Origin of the sequence: Mesorhizobium sp. LNHC209A00 (assembly GCF_000502915.1) — a bacterium.
In the GTDB taxonomy this organism is placed as follows: Bacteria; Pseudomonadota; Alphaproteobacteria; order Rhizobiales; family Rhizobiaceae; genus Mesorhizobium.
Genome location: NZ_AYWT01000006.1, coordinates 274,247 through 289,771, shown reverse-complemented (window position 1 = coordinate 289,771; position 15,525 = coordinate 274,247). Strand labels below are relative to the sequence as shown.

13 protein-coding genes are annotated in these 15,525 nt (G+C 62.9%); 9 read left to right on the top strand and 4 right to left on the bottom strand.

Going from position 1 to position 15,525, the window contains the following annotated elements; translation table 11 throughout:
• The first annotated feature begins 45 nt into the window (after window positions 1-45).
• Complete coding sequence (locus tag X739_RS148725) at window positions 46-1,470, top strand: efflux RND transporter periplasmic adaptor subunit (protein WP_023794987.1); 1,425 nt, start codon at window positions 46-48, stop codon at window positions 1,468-1,470.
• Entirely contained in the window at window positions 1,467-4,550 is a 3,084-nt protein-coding gene (locus X739_RS148730) for an efflux RND transporter permease subunit (RefSeq protein WP_023774144.1), read from the top strand. The genes X739_RS148725 and X739_RS148730 overlap by 4 nt, the downstream gene beginning before the upstream one ends.
• 104 nt (window positions 4,551-4,654) lie before the next feature.
• Here X739_RS148730 and X739_RS148735 read toward each other — a convergent pair whose 3' ends face one another.
• A complete protein-coding gene (locus X739_RS148735) occupies window positions 4,655-5,110 on the bottom strand; it encodes a L,D-transpeptidase (protein ID WP_023774143.1) in 456 nt (151 codons plus the stop codon).
• Between the two features lie 228 nt (window positions 5,111-5,338).
• On the opposite strand from X739_RS148735, the gene X739_RS1000000170585 reads away from it, so the two are divergent.
• Both X739_RS1000000170585 and X739_RS1000000169990 read left to right on the top strand, forming a co-directional pair.
• Complete coding sequence (locus tag X739_RS1000000170585; protein WP_245273878.1) at window positions 5,339-5,569, top strand: hypothetical protein; 231 nt, start codon at window positions 5,339-5,341, stop codon at window positions 5,567-5,569.
• A gap of 257 nt (window positions 5,570-5,826) precedes the next feature.
• Window positions 5,827-5,994: a hypothetical protein gene (locus X739_RS1000000169990; protein WP_023774141.1), complete on the top strand. Its 168-nt coding sequence runs from the start codon at window positions 5,827-5,829 to the stop codon at window positions 5,992-5,994.
• A 71-nt stretch (window positions 5,995-6,065) separates the two neighbouring features.
• Here X739_RS1000000169990 and X739_RS148740 read toward each other — a convergent pair whose 3' ends face one another.
• On the bottom strand, window positions 6,066-6,767 hold the full coding sequence (locus X739_RS148740) for a response regulator transcription factor (protein WP_023774140.1): 702 nt from the start codon (window positions 6,765-6,767) through the stop codon (window positions 6,066-6,068).
• 45 nt (window positions 6,768-6,812) lie between these two features.
• On the opposite strand from X739_RS148740, the gene X739_RS148745 reads away from it, so the two are divergent.
• Entirely contained in the window at window positions 6,813-7,586 is a 774-nt protein-coding gene (locus X739_RS148745) for a response regulator transcription factor (RefSeq protein ID WP_198026150.1), read from the top strand.
• 79 nt (window positions 7,587-7,665) lie between these two features.
• Window positions 7,666-9,753, top strand: a complete 2,088-nt coding sequence (locus X739_RS148750) for a PAS domain S-box protein (RefSeq protein ID WP_031241120.1) — start codon at window positions 7,666-7,668, stop codon at window positions 9,751-9,753.
• A 129-nt stretch (window positions 9,754-9,882) separates the two neighbouring features.
• Here the strand turns inward: X739_RS148750 and X739_RS148755 are convergent, their stop codons facing one another.
• The gene (locus X739_RS148755) at window positions 9,883-10,290 is read right to left on the bottom strand and encodes a hypothetical protein (protein ID WP_023783652.1); all 408 of its coding nucleotides are present in this window, start codon (window positions 10,288-10,290) and stop codon (window positions 9,883-9,885) included.
• A 449-nt stretch (window positions 10,291-10,739) separates the two neighbouring features.
• Between X739_RS148755 and X739_RS148760 the strand changes: the two genes are divergently transcribed.
• The gene (locus tag X739_RS148760) at window positions 10,740-11,942 is read left to right on the top strand and encodes an aromatic ring-hydroxylating dioxygenase subunit alpha (protein ID WP_023783653.1); all 1,203 of its coding nucleotides are present in this window, start codon (window positions 10,740-10,742) and stop codon (window positions 11,940-11,942) included.
• Between the two features lie 112 nt (window positions 11,943-12,054).
• On the opposite strand, the gene X739_RS148765 is transcribed toward X739_RS148760, so the two are convergent.
• Window positions 12,055-13,473, bottom strand: coding sequence for an aminotransferase (locus X739_RS148765; RefSeq protein ID WP_023794985.1), 1,419 nt, complete (start codon window positions 13,471-13,473; stop codon window positions 12,055-12,057).
• Window positions 13,474-13,741: 268 nt separating this feature from the next.
• On the opposite strand from X739_RS148765, the gene X739_RS148770 reads away from it, so the two are divergent.
• Both X739_RS148770 and X739_RS148775 read left to right on the top strand, forming a co-directional pair.
• Complete coding sequence (locus X739_RS148770) at window positions 13,742-14,659, top strand: ABC transporter permease (RefSeq protein WP_031252101.1); 918 nt, start codon at window positions 13,742-13,744, stop codon at window positions 14,657-14,659.
• Window positions 14,656-15,477, top strand: a complete 822-nt coding sequence (locus X739_RS148775; protein ID WP_023783655.1) for an ABC transporter permease — start codon at window positions 14,656-14,658, stop codon at window positions 15,475-15,477. The genes X739_RS148770 and X739_RS148775 overlap by 4 nt, the downstream gene beginning before the upstream one ends.
• Window positions 15,478-15,525: the final 48 nt, after the last annotated feature.

Here is a 15,525-nt window from a genome sequence, read left to right as displayed (position 1 = left end):
CCGATGTCCGCGCTTCGCGCCGGATTTTCGACTGAGGGGACTTCCTTGTTCAAGCGCATACTCCGTGTCTTTATCGTTATTGTGGTCCTTGCCGTGCTCGTCATCGTGGTCGGCGGGATCGTCGGTTTCAACTTCCTGCGCGACAACGGTATCAAACAGTATTTCGCCACCATGAAGCCGCCGGCGGCGACCGTGTCGACAACCGTCGCCAAGCCGTCGAACTGGACACCGGGCGTCGAGGCGATCGGTACGGTGCGGGCCGTGCGCGGTGTCGACCTGACGGTCGAGACCGCCGGCATCGTCAAGGAAATCCCCTTCCATGCCAACCAGAAGGTGGCGGCCAACGCAGTGCTGCTGCAACTCGACGACGCCGTCGAGCGCGCCGATCTCGATGCGCAGAAGGCGCAGGCGGCACTCGATCAGACCACGCTGACCCGCGCCGTCGAACTGACAAAGCGTGGTGTTGGCTCCGACTCGACGCTGGACACAGCGCGTGCGGCGGCGTCCGCTTCGGCGTCCCAGGTCACCAGGCTGCAGGCCGTGCTCGACCAGAAGCAGCTTACCGCACCTTTCGCCGGCACGGTCGGCATTCCGAGAATCGATCTCGGCCAGTATCTGGCACCCGGCACCGCGGTGGTGACGCTGCAGGACCTCGACACGATGCGGGTCGACTTCTCGGTTCCCGAACAGCAGCTGCCGCTGCTCAAGATTGGCCAGACGGTTCGCCTGGGCCTTGGCGGCAGCGACGACATGCCCTTTGCCGGCGCCATTCGCGGCATCGACCCCAAGATCGACCCATCCAGCCGGCTGGTGAACATCCGAGCAGAAGTTGCCAATCCCGAAGGCAAATTGACCCCAGGTCAGTTCGTGCAGGTGCGTGTCGAACTGCCCGAGGAGCAGAACGTGCTGTCACTGCCGCAGACGGCACTGACCACCAGTCTCTATGGCGACTACATATTCGTGGTGGAGCCGGCGAAGCCCGCCGGGGCAGCCCCGGCGCAGCCAGCCAAGCCGGACGAAAAGCCGGCGGCGGCCACCGACAAGCCTGCGGATCCCAAGCCTGCGGATGCCAAGCCTGCGGATGCCAAGCCTGCGGATGCCAAGCCTACGGATGCCAAGACGGCAGACGCCAAGCCGGCAGACGCCATGAAACCCGCCGTCGATGCCATGAAGCCGGCCGCTGACGCAGCCAAGCCAGCGGACGAGGCCACTGCCGATGCCGCCAAGCCAGCAGCGGCCGATCCGGCCAAGCCGGCGGCGGAAGGCGACAAACCGGCGCTTGTTCTGTCACAGGTCTTCGTCAAGCCCGGCCGCCGCAATCAAGGCATGGTCGAGATCATCGAAGGGCTGAAGGCCGGCGACGAGGTCGTCACCGCGGGCCAGAACCGCCTCTTCAACGGCATGACCGTCAACGTCGACAACACCATCGACCCGACCAAATCGGCGAACAAGCAGGCCGACCAGCAATGAGCTTTTCCGATCTCTTCATCCGCCGGCCCGTCCTTTCGACCGTTCTTGCCTGCATGATCCTGCTGCTCGGTTTCCAGGGCATCTTCAACCTGTCGATCCGGCAGTATCCGAAGGTCGACGAGACCGCGATCACAATCACGACAGCCTATCCGGGCGCCAGCGCCGACCTGATCCAGGGCTTCATTTCCGCCCCGATCGCGCGCGCCGTCGCCTCGACCGAGAACATCGACTACGTCACCTCGTCCAGCCGTCCGTCCTCCAGCACCGTGACGGTGCAGATGAAGCTCGGTTCCAACCCAGACGTCGCGTTGACCGAAGTGCTGTCGAAGGTCCAAGGCGTGCGCGGCACCTTGCCGGACGCCTCCAAGGACCCGGTCATCGTCAAGGGCACGGGTCAGCAGTTCGCGATGATGTACATCTCGATGCAGAATCCGAACATGACCAAGGAGCAGCTGACCGAGTATATCGAACGCGTCATCAGGCCCCGCATGTCGACGGTCGAAGGCGTCGCCGACGTGCAGATCTTCGGCGCCCAGGAATACTCGATGCGCGTCTGGATCGACCCGGTCAGGCTTGCCGCGCGCGGCGTGACGGCGGCCGAAGTGCTGACGGCGATCAACAATTCCAATTTCCTGTCGGCGCCCGGCAACACCCAGAACGAATATATCGTCTCGTCGATCACCGTGCGCTCGACGCTGCAGACACCGGAAGCCTTCGCCGCGCTGCCATTGCGCTCGACCGACGGCAATGTCGTGCGCCTGCGCGACGTGGCCCGCGTCGAATTGGCCGCCGCGAACACCGACACCAGGGTTTCCTTCAATGGCAAGCCCGGCACCTTCCTCGCCATCTTCCCGACCCCGGCAGCCAATCCGCTGACCACGGCGGCGGCACTCACCAAGCTCGTGCCGCAGATTCAGGATACACTGCCGAAGGGCATGACGATCGAAGTCGTCTACGACGCGACCGGACAGATCAGCGCCTCGATCGACGAGGTGTTCAAGACCATCGGCGAGGCGGTCGCCATCGTCGTTGTCGTCATCCTCCTGTTCCTCGGTTCGTTCCGCTCGGTGCTGATGCCGATCATCACCATCCCGCTGTCGCTGATCGGCGTCTGCTTCCTTTTGTTCGCGGTAGGCTATTCGATCAACCTTCTGTCGCTGTTGGCCATGGTGCTGGCGATCGGCCTTGTCGTCGACGACGCCATCGTGGTGGTGGAAAATATCCACCGCCACATGGAAGAGGATCACATGCCGCCCATGCAGGCGGCCTTCAGCGGCATGCGCGAGATCGCGTCGGCCATCGTCGCCATGACCATGACGCTGGCCGCCGTGTTCGCGCCGCTGGCCTTCACCGGCGGCCTGACCGGCGCCCTGTTTCGCGAATTCGCGGTGACGCTCGCCGGATCGGTGGTGCTGTCGGGCGTCATTGCCATCACCATCACGCCGATGATGTCGGCGCGCCTTCTGAAGCCCGGCAATGCCGGCCGTTTCCAGCGCATCGTCGACGGCACTTTCGCGCGCGTCGAGCATGTCTATGAGCGCGCCGTCACCGGATCTCTGAACTATCGCCCGCTGACGCTGCTCATCGTGCTGGCACTTGTAGGCGTGACTGGCTTCATGTTCACCAAGACCTCGACGGAACTGGCGCCGGAAGAGGATCAGGGCTTCCTGCTCTCGCTGGTGACGGGGCCGCGCTATGCGACCTCCGATTATACCGAGACTTACGTCAATCAGATCCTGGGCCTGGTGAAGGACATTCCCGAAACCCGGGCGCAGTTCTCGGCCGTCGCCTTCGGTGGTACGACCAACAGCGCCTTCGTCGGTTTTGCCTTCAAGGATTGGGCGGAGCGGAAGCGCGGTTCGAAGGAGCTGCAGGCCGACATTACGGCTCGTATCGCCAAGGTGGCGGGTGTCCAGGCCTTCGTCTTCGCGCCGCCGACTCTGCCAGGCTCCGGCGGCGGCTTGCCGATTTCCATGGTGGTGCGCTCGACCGGCGATTCCGCTCAGGTCTACGAGGAAGCCGAGAAAATCAAGAACAAGGCGCAAGCCTCGGGCCGCTTCATCGTCGTGCAGAATTCGATGGCCTATGACGCACCTCAGGTGACGGTGACCATCGATCGCGACCGCGCCGCCGCGCTCAACCTGCCCATCGCCGATATCGGCCGGACGCTGACGCTGCTGGTCGGCGGTGCCGAAGTGGCGCAATTCGACCGCGACTCCAACAGCTATGACATCATCCCGCAGGTGCCGCAGGAATTCCGCGACAACCCCGAAAAGCTCGGCCAGTACTTCGTGCGCAGCGTGACGGGCGAGATGGTGCCGCTGTCGGCCGTGGTGACGATTTCGAACAATGCCTCGCCGGCGGCGATCGAGCAGTTCAACCAGCTGAATTCGTCGACGATCTCGGCGCTGCCGCTGCCCGGCGTCACCACGGGCGACGGTTTGAAAGTGCTCGAGGACATTGCCACGGAGAGCCTGCCCGACACTTTCTTCATCGACTATTCCGGCCAGTCCCGGCAGGAGAAGGAACAGGGCAACACGATCCTGATCGCTTTCGGCGCGGCCGTCATCGTCATCTACCTGGTGCTGGCGGCGCAATTCGAAAGCTTCCGCGATCCGCTGATCATCATGATGGCGGTGCCACTGTCGATCTTCGGCGCGATCGTGCCGCTCAATCTGGGCCTAGGCACCCTCAACATCTATACCCAGGTCGGACTGATCACCCTGATCGGCCTGATCACCAAGCACGGCATCCTGCTGGTCGAATTTGCCAACCAGCAGCGAGAACTGCATGGCATGCGGCGGCGTGACGCCATCATCGCCTCGGCCAAGGTGCGCCTGCGGCCGATCCTTATGACGACGGCGGCGATGGCGCTGGGCGTGGTGCCGCTGATCGTTTCCAGCGGCGCCGGTGCCGCGGCCCGCTATTCGATGGGCCTTGTCATCTTCACCGGCATCCTGGTCGGCACCATGTTCACACTGTTCGTCGTGCCAATGTTCTATACTTTCATCGCCAGCAAGGACCTGCCGCATCTGGCGGAAAAGCCGGATCCCAAGCTGATGCCGGCGCTGCCGAACTGAGGCACAGGGCGCAAGACACAAAAAGAAGCCGGGATTTCTCCGGCCTCTTTTTTGGCGATCGCTCCAGCAACTCCGGTACATAGCCGAATGCGGCAACCTGCCTGCTACTTGACGATGACGATGCTGGTGTTGGCCGGGCCGAAGGTCTCGACGAGCTGGTAGAAATCGGCGGCGTTGTCCGGGTGCAGCCGTACGCAGCCATGCGAGGCGGGCTGGCCGAGGCGCTTGATGGCATAGGTGGCATGGACCGCGTAGCCGCCGCTGAAAAACACCGAATGTGGCATCGGCGCGTTGTCGTATTTCTTCGAATACCACATCTGATGCATGCGCGTCGGCTTGAACGAGCCGGTCGGCGTCACGTGCGCCCTGTCGCCAGTGGAAACCTTCCAGGCGAAAGTCGGCCGGCCGTCGACCGAGACTTCCATGACCTGCTGCGACAGCGAAACGCGGGCAACGATGCTGTTGGCGGCATGGGCGGCCTTGGCGCCGAACAGAAGTGCACTGCCCATGAGCGCGGCGGCGGTGATGTTGATGAACTTTGCGGAAATGGTGGTGTGCATGATGTCCCCTCTCTCTGCCGGTCCGGCCGGCTCCAATTCGATGAGGCGGCTTATCCCAGCGGCATGTTTCGGAAAGATTTCGCGAAATGCTCGTTTGTGTTTCGAATCTGTTTCCACTGGTTAACAGGGCAATTACCCTGTTCGATGGCGCTCCATTCCGAACAGTTGGGACTGAGGATGAAGCACACAGGCATTCACCATGAAACGAAAGTTCGAGTTGCCTCCTAGATGAAAGAGTTTGTCTCCATTCGAAACCAATCTGCAACAAAGTGCGGTTTTGGACGGCATGATCCGGATACCGACCGGATGCAAAAGTTGACGCAACGAAAGCAGACGGCAACGACCAAGGGAACGAAAACGAACATACGCTCCTGGCTCTTCAGGATCAGCATCACGGCGGCGGCTGTCGGCGGCGTCGTCACCATTGCCGGCGGCCCCGTGCGGGGCTGGCGGCGATGAGTTCGAGTGAGATTTCGACCCTGCACGTCGCCCTGTTTGCGCCACGGTCTGGATCGTTTCCAGCCTGCGCATCGCCCGGTTGAAGGCCCTCTGGCGGGTTGGCCTTCGGCAACTGGCATTGCGCGGCCCCTCCGGCAACTTGCTGCCGAGAGGACCGAAGGCCCGCGCCGCGACGGGGGGCTCCGTGGGCGGCGCGGGCACTTCGGGAGTTTCGGGAAGCGATCCGCGACACAGTCATTTTTTGGGGAATTCAGATCATGAAAACAAAGTTCGCGGCTTCCGTGCTTTCCGCACTGCTTTATGCGCAGGGCCTACTCGGCTTTGCCGCACTCGCCACCGTGCTGCTCAAGGAACGCGCTCACGCAAGCGGGTTCGCCGTCAGCGGCGAAATGGCCTCGGGCCCGTCCTTGCTGGTGGTGCGCTGAACCTCGCGGGCATCGGCGCGGGAAACGGAAGCCCGATGTTCATCCGGCGAACCAGCGGGAAAACACAGCCGTCAGTCGGCGAACTGCCGTGGCGGATCGAACCTGTAGCCGGCGCCGCGTATGGTGGTGATGGTGTCGGTGTCGAGCTTGCGGCGCAGCCGCACGATGCGCGAGTCTATCGACCGATCGAAGGCGTCGGCATTCTCGGCCGGCGCCGCGGCGATAATGTCGTCACGGGTCAGCACCTTGCGCGGGCTCGCCAGGAACAGCCTGAGCAGCGCCACCTGGCCGGCCGAGAGCTGCTCCTGCGTACCGGAGCGGTGCATGACCATCGCCGACCTCAGGTCGACGGTCGCGTTCTCCAGCACGATCAGTTCCTGGGTGCCCCTGCCGCGCCGCGAAAGCAGGCCGCCGACTCGCGCGGCGAGTTCCCTGACATTGAGCGGACTTTCGACGACGTCGGCGGCGCCAAGCTCGAGCGCCAGCACCTTGTCGAGGAGATCGGCGGGCCGGCATATCAGGATGAAATCCGGTCCATGCTCGCTACCCCCAGCTTGGCCGCCAAAACGCCTGAGCAGATCCCGCCCTTCCGCCTGGCTGAGGCTGTCCCCGACGACGACAACGTCGATGCCGCCGCTCGCCAGCAGCGATTCCGCCTCCCAGGGCTGCCGCGCCCGGCGCACGTCATGGCCGCGCCGCTCCAGATGGTCGGCAAGCTCGGTCGCGACGACCTCGGCGACGGAAACAAGCGCGATGACGGCTCGTGCGGCCATGTTTTCCAACCGTTCCCTTGCAACCGGATATGAGTGCTGGACATCATGTTTATACCCAATCTACTTTCCACTGAAAGTGGGAGCGAGAGCATCGTGCGGGCAAGAATTGTCATCGTCGAGGATGAGCCCGACCTGAGGGACGCGGTCGCCGAATATCTCGGCGCCGCCGGCTACGATGTTTCGACCGCTGAAACCGCGGCCGCCGCGCGCGGCCTGATCGAGACGCAGTCCTTCCATCTGGCTATCCTCGACATCGCCATGCCGGGCGAGGATGGCTTGTCGCTTGGCCGCTGGCTGCGCTCGAAAATGCCGATCGGGATCATCTATGCGACCGCGGCCGGCACCGCGCTCGACCGCATCGTCGGACTGGAACTCGGCGCCGACGACTATATAGTCAAGCCGTATGAACTGCGCGAGGTGCTGGCCAGGGTGCGCAGCGTGCTGCGCCGTGTTCCCCAGCCGACGGAGCCGCAGGACAGGAAAGCCAGGACGGATCGGCGCTCCGTCGCTTTCGGCCCCTTTCAGGCCGATCTCGACGGCAGGATGGTCACCGGCGCCAACGGCACGGTGATAGACATGGCCAAGAGCGAATTTGACGTGCTGGAGGTTTTCCTGACCCGCGCCAACCGGCTGCTGACCAGGGCCGCGATCTCCGAGGCTATCGGCTTCACCGAGGATCCGGAATCGTCGCGCGCCGTCGATATCCGCATCATGCGCCTGCGCAAAAAAATCGAGACAGACCCAGCCAACCCGAAATTCCTGCGCACGGTGCGTGGCGAAGGCTATATCTTCTCGCTGCCGGCCGGCGACGGCAACTGAGCGTCAGACCCACGGGGGTTCCGCTCCGCAGCCGTTGCCAGCCGATCGAATTGGCCTGACTCTGGACTAATGGCTGACAATGACGGGCGACACGACAAGCAAGGACATGCAAGGTTTCCGGCAGGGTGCGGCGATGGCCGCCGTACGTGTCGTGCGCCGGCTGCGCGAGGCCGGCGACTGGCAGCGCGAAATGGACGGCATACTGGAAACGCTGTGCCACGCCATGGAGTGCCAGCGCGGCATCCTGTTCCGCCTGCGCGAATTGCCCGGCCAGGGTTTCGCCCAGTCGGTCGCTGCCTACTGGATCGATCCCGATTTCGGCGGCGAACTGGCCTCACCGACCGTCATCATGCAGTCGATCGTCAATTCGGATCCGCTGCTTGAGCGGCTGGCCGAGGATGAGCGGCAGGGCAAGATTTTCACCGGCCATACGCGCGATCTCGAAGGATTCCTGAGGGCCGATTTCGAGAAGCAGAACATCAAGTCGTTTCTGTCGGTGTCGGTCTTCGCGCACGGCCATTTGTGGGGCACGCTGGCCGTCAATGACTGCGTCGAAGAGCGGGAATGGACCGACGAGGAGGAGGCGACGCTGCACATCATCGCTCTCGCCATCGGCGACGCCATCGAACACTCCCCCTCCGACGCCCATGCCAGCGAAGTGATCCGCCGCACCATGCTGCAGGCGTCGCTCGACGCCATTATCGTCATCGACGAGGCCGGATCGATCATCGAATTCAATCCGGCCGCCGAGAAGATGTTCGGCTTCCTGCGCAGCGATATCCTCGGCAAGGACCTGCTCGACACCGTCGTTCCTGAATATTACCGCAAGGGCTATGCCTCGGGCGCCGACTACATGTCCGGCCGTGGCGCCCCGATGGTCGGACAGCGGCTCGAGACCGTGACACAGAATGCAGCCGGCGAGGTGTTTCCGATCGAACTGACGGCGACCGAGATGCGGGTCGCCGACCGCCGCCTCATCTTTGGCTCGATCCGCGACCTGCGCGACAGGCTGCGCGCCGAGGAAGAGATCAACCGGCAGCGCGAGAAGCTGCACCAGAACGAGAAGATGGCGGCGATGGGCTCGCTGCTTGCCGGCGTCTCGCACGAACTCAACAATCCACTGGCGGTCGTCGTGGCCCAGTCGACGCTGCTGCATGAATTCGCCTCGGATCCGCAGACCAAGGTCCGGGCCGAGAAGGTGCGTGCCGCCGCCGAGCGCTGCGGGCGCATCGTCAAAAGCTTCCTGTCGATGGTTCGCCTCCATCCGTCGGCACAGGCCGAGACCGATCTCAACCAGGTGATCCGCGCCGCTCTCGAAGTGACCGCCTACGGCGCGCGCTCGAGCGGCATCGTCATCGATACCGATTTCGCGCCAGGTCCGCTGCTCGCCATGGCCGATGCCGACCACGTGACACAGGTGGCGGCCAATTTCCTCATCAACAGCCAGCATGCCCTGGCCGGCGTCGCCGGCGACCGCCTGATCAAGGTGCGGAGCTTCCGCGGCGATCGTGGCAATCCCGGCTTCTCGGTCGAGGACAACGGGCCCGGCATTCCCGAAGCCATCCGTTCGCGCATTTTCGAATCCTATTTCACCACCAAGCCGGTCGGCGTAGGCACCGGCATTGGCCTGTCGATCTCGAAATCGATCATCGAACGGCACAATGGCAATGTCTGGTTCGAGGAGGTGTTGCCGAGAGGCGCGCGTTTCGTCGTCCAGTTGCCGGCGATCTCCGCGGGAATCGCGGCCGCCGGCGAAAGCCAGCCACGATCGAGCGGCCTGCGCCATGCGCTGATCATCGATGACGAGCCTGACGTCGCCGGCTCCTTGTCCGATATTCTCGAACTGATGGGCATCAAGTCGAGGATCGCGCCGCTCTGGGAATCGGGCGCCGCCACCTTGGACGGCCACATGCCCCCCGATATCGTCTTTTCGGATCTGCGCATGCCCGGTATATCAGGCATTTCGATCTACCGCGAACTGCTCGCCGAACGGCCCGACCTAGCGCGGCGTTTCGTGCTCGTCACCGGCGACCTGATCGGCGCGAAGGCGGAAGTCGAAGCCTTGCCGGCGCAGCAGCGGCCACAGATCCTCGAAAAACCGTTCAGCACGCTGGATGTACGCAGCGTGCTTTCGACCATCGCCGAGCAGGCCGCGTCGAAGGCATAAAAAGGCTCCCGGCCGATATCGCGGCGGGAGCCGAAGAGAGCGCTGAGAAGCGCTCGGGGAGGTAGGCCATGATCCCCAAACGGGAACCGGTTTCGGGATCATGCCCCGACAGAAACGCAGAGGCAGAAATCAGAAGATGTTGGGCGCGCTGGTCAGCGGCGCGGCGTTGGCGATCATGCGGATCGCGCGGGTCTTGTGTGTTCCGGACTGCTCGGCAATGGCGCGCAGGCAATCCACGCTCTCGGCGCCCCAGGCCTGCCCCCTGCAGGCGAAATCGATTGCCGGCATGGGCAGGCGGGCGGTCGTGGTTGTGGTCGGCGCGCCTTCGATGAGGTTGGCGGGCGGATTCAACGAAGCGAAGGCTGGGCCGACCGTCGGCGTGAACGCCATGCCGGCGAAGGCGCAAGCAGCCAGCGCCATGAACATTCCCATCGGGTGGTCGGTGGCGCGCTGGCGAAGGGCCAGCTTCGGGCGACGGTCAGCGCGCTCTGGAGCTTCAAGGCGGTTGCCGCTGGTGATCTGGACTTTCGCATGCATCGTCATCCCTTTCGTTGATTTTCTTTTTGCGATGAAACGAATTTAATCGCGCCTTGTAACGGCGCAAAGGTGACGAGAGCCCGGCAATGTAACCGGATTGAAACATCATACGGGCAAAAACGGGCAGGGTCGGTCATTGGACTATGTTTTGGACTAAGGAGCGAGTTGCAAGGCGTGCACTACCGGGGGCCACGTACGTCGAGGCATTGCCGGCGGAAGACCTTGTCGGGAGGGCACGATTGGCGGCGCGAGCCGACGATACATAGCGTTACGGAACCCTGGCTAAGTTCCCGACTTTCCGGGGTTTTCGAAGCCCGCAACGGCGCGGGATTCCCATGGAGGAGCGCCGACATTTTCGCTGCGGAATCATAGTATTTCCACAAGCCATTGCATTTCAATGTAAAATATGATTATATTGAATGCTTATTCAATAAAAGAAGAGACGTTTTATGAACCCGCACCTCCGTGACGTGGCAATCCCGAACGATTGGGACCGGCGGGGACTGCCGGGCTGGAGCTACCATTCCGACGCCCTTCTCGAACTCGAGAAGGAGCATGTGTTCCGCAATCATTGGCAGATCGTCGGCCATGTCTGCGACATCCCTGACGCCGGCGACTACCTCACCATGGATGTCGTTGGCGAGCGCGCCCTGATCGTGCGCGGCAAGGACGGCGTCGTGCGCGGTTTCAACAACATGTGCCGCCACCGCGGCAGCCGCGTCGTCGCCGACAGCCAGGGCAATTGCAAGAACGCGCTGGTCTGTCCTTTCCATGGCTGGGTCTACAATCTCGACGGCACGCTGCGCGGCGCCGCCCGCCCGCGCTCCTTCCCCGACCTCGACAAGACCGAGTTCGGCCTGATGCCGCTCGATCTCGAAATCTGGATGGGCTTCATCTTCACCCGCTTCCGCAATGGCGGGCCACAGCCCTCCGTTGCCGAACTGCTGAGGCCGATCGAACCCGAATTCGCGCATTACAAGGCCGCCGATATGGTGCCTTCCTGGGGTATTTGGACCCAGAAAACGCCGGTCAACTGGAAGTCGGTGCGCGACGTCGACAATGAAGGCTATCACGTCGCCATGGCGCATCCCGCCTTGCAGGATCTCTATGGCGCCACCTATTTCGACGAGCCCTTCGTCAACGGCGTCTCGCGCTCCTTCGCCACCTACAACCCGTATGCCGGCCGCCGCTGGAGCGTGAAGAACTACGTCAAGATCGCGCCGGAGCCGACGCATCTGCCGGACCATCTCAGGAAGGCCTGGGTCTATTACGGCATTTTCCCCAACGCCGTTCTGTCGGTGATGCCGGAATCGGTGCAGTTCTATCAGGAGTTCCCGCTATCGACGGGTGAGACGCTGCTGCGCGGCGCCATCTATCGCTACCGCGACGAGAGCCGAGAGCAGGCCGCCGCCCGCTACCTCTCCTTCCGCATCGATCGCGACACCATGTCGGAAGATGTGCAGCTCTCGGTCTGGTCGAACGAATCCATGCTGTCCGAGGCTTTCGAGGGCTTTTATCTCTCCGACCTCGAATATGGCGTGCGCACCCACCACGACCACCTGCGCAAGCAGGTTCCGGTGCTCGGCCTGAAAACAGCGCCGGAAGAAAAGGACATGTGGAATTTGAACGACGCGCTGCGGAGCCGGGCGTAACAACCCTGGTGATTGGCCAAAGCCGCGATGAGAGCGCCCCTCTTCCCGTCAGCGCTGCCCTTCATCCGCCGTTCGGGCTCCTTCTCCGCGGGAATGGGGAGAAGGAGGAAACTCACCCCTGCCACACACCCTCTTTCCTGAGATCTTCCATCGTGCGTGAAATGCCTTCGCGCAGGATGCCGACCATGTCGTCGATCTGCTCGCGCGTGATGACGAGCGGCGGCGACATAACGCACATGTTGATAAGCGGCCGCACCAGCAGGCCAAGCTCGTGGCAGTGAGCGTCGATGCGTTTGCCGACATCCTTGTCGAGCTGCAGCGGATCCTTGCTTTCGCGATCGGCGACGCATTCGACACAACCCATCAGCCCGACGCCACGCACTTCGCCGACCAGGGGCAGCTCTTCCAGCGTTTTGAGCTGCGCCTGGAAGTAGGGCGCGACCTCGAGCGTATGCGCAAGCACGCTTTCTTCCAGCAGGTCGAGATTCTTCAAGGCCACGGCACAGCCGACCGGATGGCTGGTGTAGGTCAGGCCATGGCCGAACATCGCGTCGGGATGATTGGAACGCCGCAACTCTTCCAGCAGCCGCTCCGAGATGATGACGCCGCCAAGCGGGAAATAACCCGAGGTGACGCCCTTCGCGAAAGTGATCATGTCGGGGTCGATGCCAAACACGTCGCCCGAGGCAAAGACATGGCCCAGACGTCCGAAGCCCGTCACCACCTCGTCGGAGATATAGAGAATATCCTTGTCGCGGCAGATCTCGCGGATGCGCCTGAGGTAGCCGTCCGGCGGAATGATGACGCCGCCGGACGCCTGTATGGGTTCGCCGACGAAGGCGCCTAGTCTGTCCGCGCCGACACGCGCGACCGTATCGCGGAACTGATCGACAAGGAAATCGGTGAAGGCAGCGATGCTCATGCCTTTCGGCCGGCGGAACGGGTCGGGGGAAGCGAGCTTGACCACCAGCTCGTCGGCGCCATCCATCCAGTCGCGGTCGCGTGGGCGGCCATTGAGCGAAGCCGAGAGATAGGTTGAGCCATGATAGGCGCCGCCACGGCTCAGGATCAGCTTCTTTTCCGGCCGGCCGCGCACATTGTTGTAGAACTGCATGAAGCGCAGCGCCGTCTCGACCGCCGAGGAACCGCCCGTGGTGTAGAAGATATGGCTGAGATCTCCTGGGGCATGGCCGGCGATGCGCTTGGCGAGCTCCGCCGACGGCGCGTTCATGGTGTACCAGGGCGTGTTGTAGGACAGCGCCATCGCCTGGTCGTACATCACCCTGGCGAGTTCCTCGCGGCGATGCCCGACATTGACGCACCACATGCCGGCCGGGCCGTCGATCAGCCGCTTGCCGGTACTGTCGGTGATGTAGATGCCATCGCCCTCGCCGATCAGCGCGCGCGCCTCCGAACCGACGGAACCGGCGTAGGGCCAGGGCTGGATGAGATGACGCTTGGCCAGCTCGACCGCATCGTCGCCGCCAAGGCCAGCCGTTTCGCGTGCCTTCAGATCCCTCACAGCCGCCATCATCGCCTCCACATCATCCCCGAATTTTCCGGTCATCAATCCGGTTCGCCATGGCCGAAATCGGCACCCTGCTCACGTGATTTTGAATGTCCGTTCAATCAATATTGCAGAATTACCGCTTGATTTCAATCCGCGGATGCGCGCATGATGAAAGAAAGCCGGCAAGGGGAACAATAGCCGGCGCCAGCCCAAAGGGATGCCGTATGGCGGGACGATCCAGGCCAGCAATCGAGATCACACCCGGAGCCCGTCCCCCCAGGGTCTGGCAATGACGGCGGCTGCGGAAGGGTCGCCCTCGTTCGGCATGACGCTGGCCAGAAGAAATGCCTTTCTGCAATCCGAGCCTGTACAAGGCTTCGCCTTGATCAGCCCGACCTTTCTCTATGCTCTCATCCTTTTGGTCCTGCCGATCCTGGTGGTCATCGCCCATTCCTTCTGGACGCAGCACTACCTGACCATCGACCGAACCTTCACGCTGGAAAACTATCGCGTCGCACTGACCGAGCCGATCTACCGCGATCTGTTGTGGCGCTCGCTCTACATCTCGCTGACTGTCAGCCTGTCCACTGTCGTCCTCGCCTACCCGATCGCCTATTTCATTTCCTTCCATGGCGGCCGTCACAAGAGCCTGTGGCTCTTCCTCATCACCATCCCGTTCTGGACCAGCTATCTCTTGCGCGTGATGTCGTGGAAGGTCATCCTGGGCTACAACGGCGTTTTGAATTCCGGCCTGATGGGTCTGGGCATCATCGACGAACCGTCGACCGCCCTGCTCTACAATTCGAGCGCTGTCATCATCACGCTCACCCATGCTTGGACCGCTTTCGCCATCCTGCCGATTTTCGTGTCCCTCGAGAAGGTCGACCGCACGCTAGTCGAAGCGGCCACCGACCTCGGCGATAGCCCCTTCCGATCGTTCCTGCGCGTGACTTTGCCGCTGTCGGCGCCAGGCATCATCTCCGCGGCGCTGATCGTCATGATCCCGACGGTCGGCGACTATGTCACGCCAAAGCTCGTCGGCGGCAAGGACGGGGTCATGATCGCCAATGCCATCCAAGCGCAGTTCGGCAAGGCCGCCAACTGGCCGCTCGGTGCCGCGCTTTCCGTCACCACCATGCTGATCGTCTCCCTGATGGCCGGCGCCACGGTGTTGATCATCCGCGGCTTGCAAAGGATGGCGCGATGAAGGCGCGGCGCTTGCTGCCGGGCGGCTGGCTATCGGCCTACGCGTTCCTCTATATCGTCTTCCTCTATCTGCCCGTCATCTTCCTGCCGATCTTCTCGGTCAACACGGCGGCGACGCCGAAATTCCCGCTGACGGGCTTCACTCTGCAGTGGTACGAAGACCTGCCGCGCACGCCGGCGCTGCTCGATGCCGCCTGGAACAGCCTGATCGTCGGCGTCTCGGCGGCCATCCTCTCCACCGTACTCGGCATCCTCGCCGCTCGCTCGATCACCCGCTACCGCTATCCCGGCCGCCGCGCCATCAACGGTCTGATCATGGCGCCGCTTGTGCTGCCTGAAGTGATCGTTGCCATCTCGATGCTGCTGGTGTTGCTGCAGTTGGGCCTCGGTCTTTCGCTGTTCACCGTCGTGCTGGGCCACGTCCTGGTCTGCATTCCCTATTCGATGACGGTACTGACTTCCGGCTTCGAAGGTTTCGACCGCAGCCTAGAGGAAGCCTCCGCCGATCTCGGCGAAAGCGCCGTCGGCACTTTCCGGCGCGTGACGTTGCCGATGGTGGCGCCGGCGATCATTTCCAGCCTGCTGGTCTGCTTCACCATCTCGCTGGACGAATTCATCATCGCCTTCTTCCTTACCGGCACCGAGGCGACGCTGCCGATCTACATCTGGGGTCAGTTGCGTTTCGCCTCGAAACTGCCCGGCGTCCTGGCGCTGGGCACGCTGCTTTTGGTTGCCTCTTTCCTGTTGATGACAATTGCTGAAATCCTGCGTCGCCGCGCGGCCAGACGCACGCAGAACGAGGGAGGCCTCTATGCCTGAGCAGCCGCGGATCGAGCTATCTCACGCGGACAGGATCCATTCCGAAAG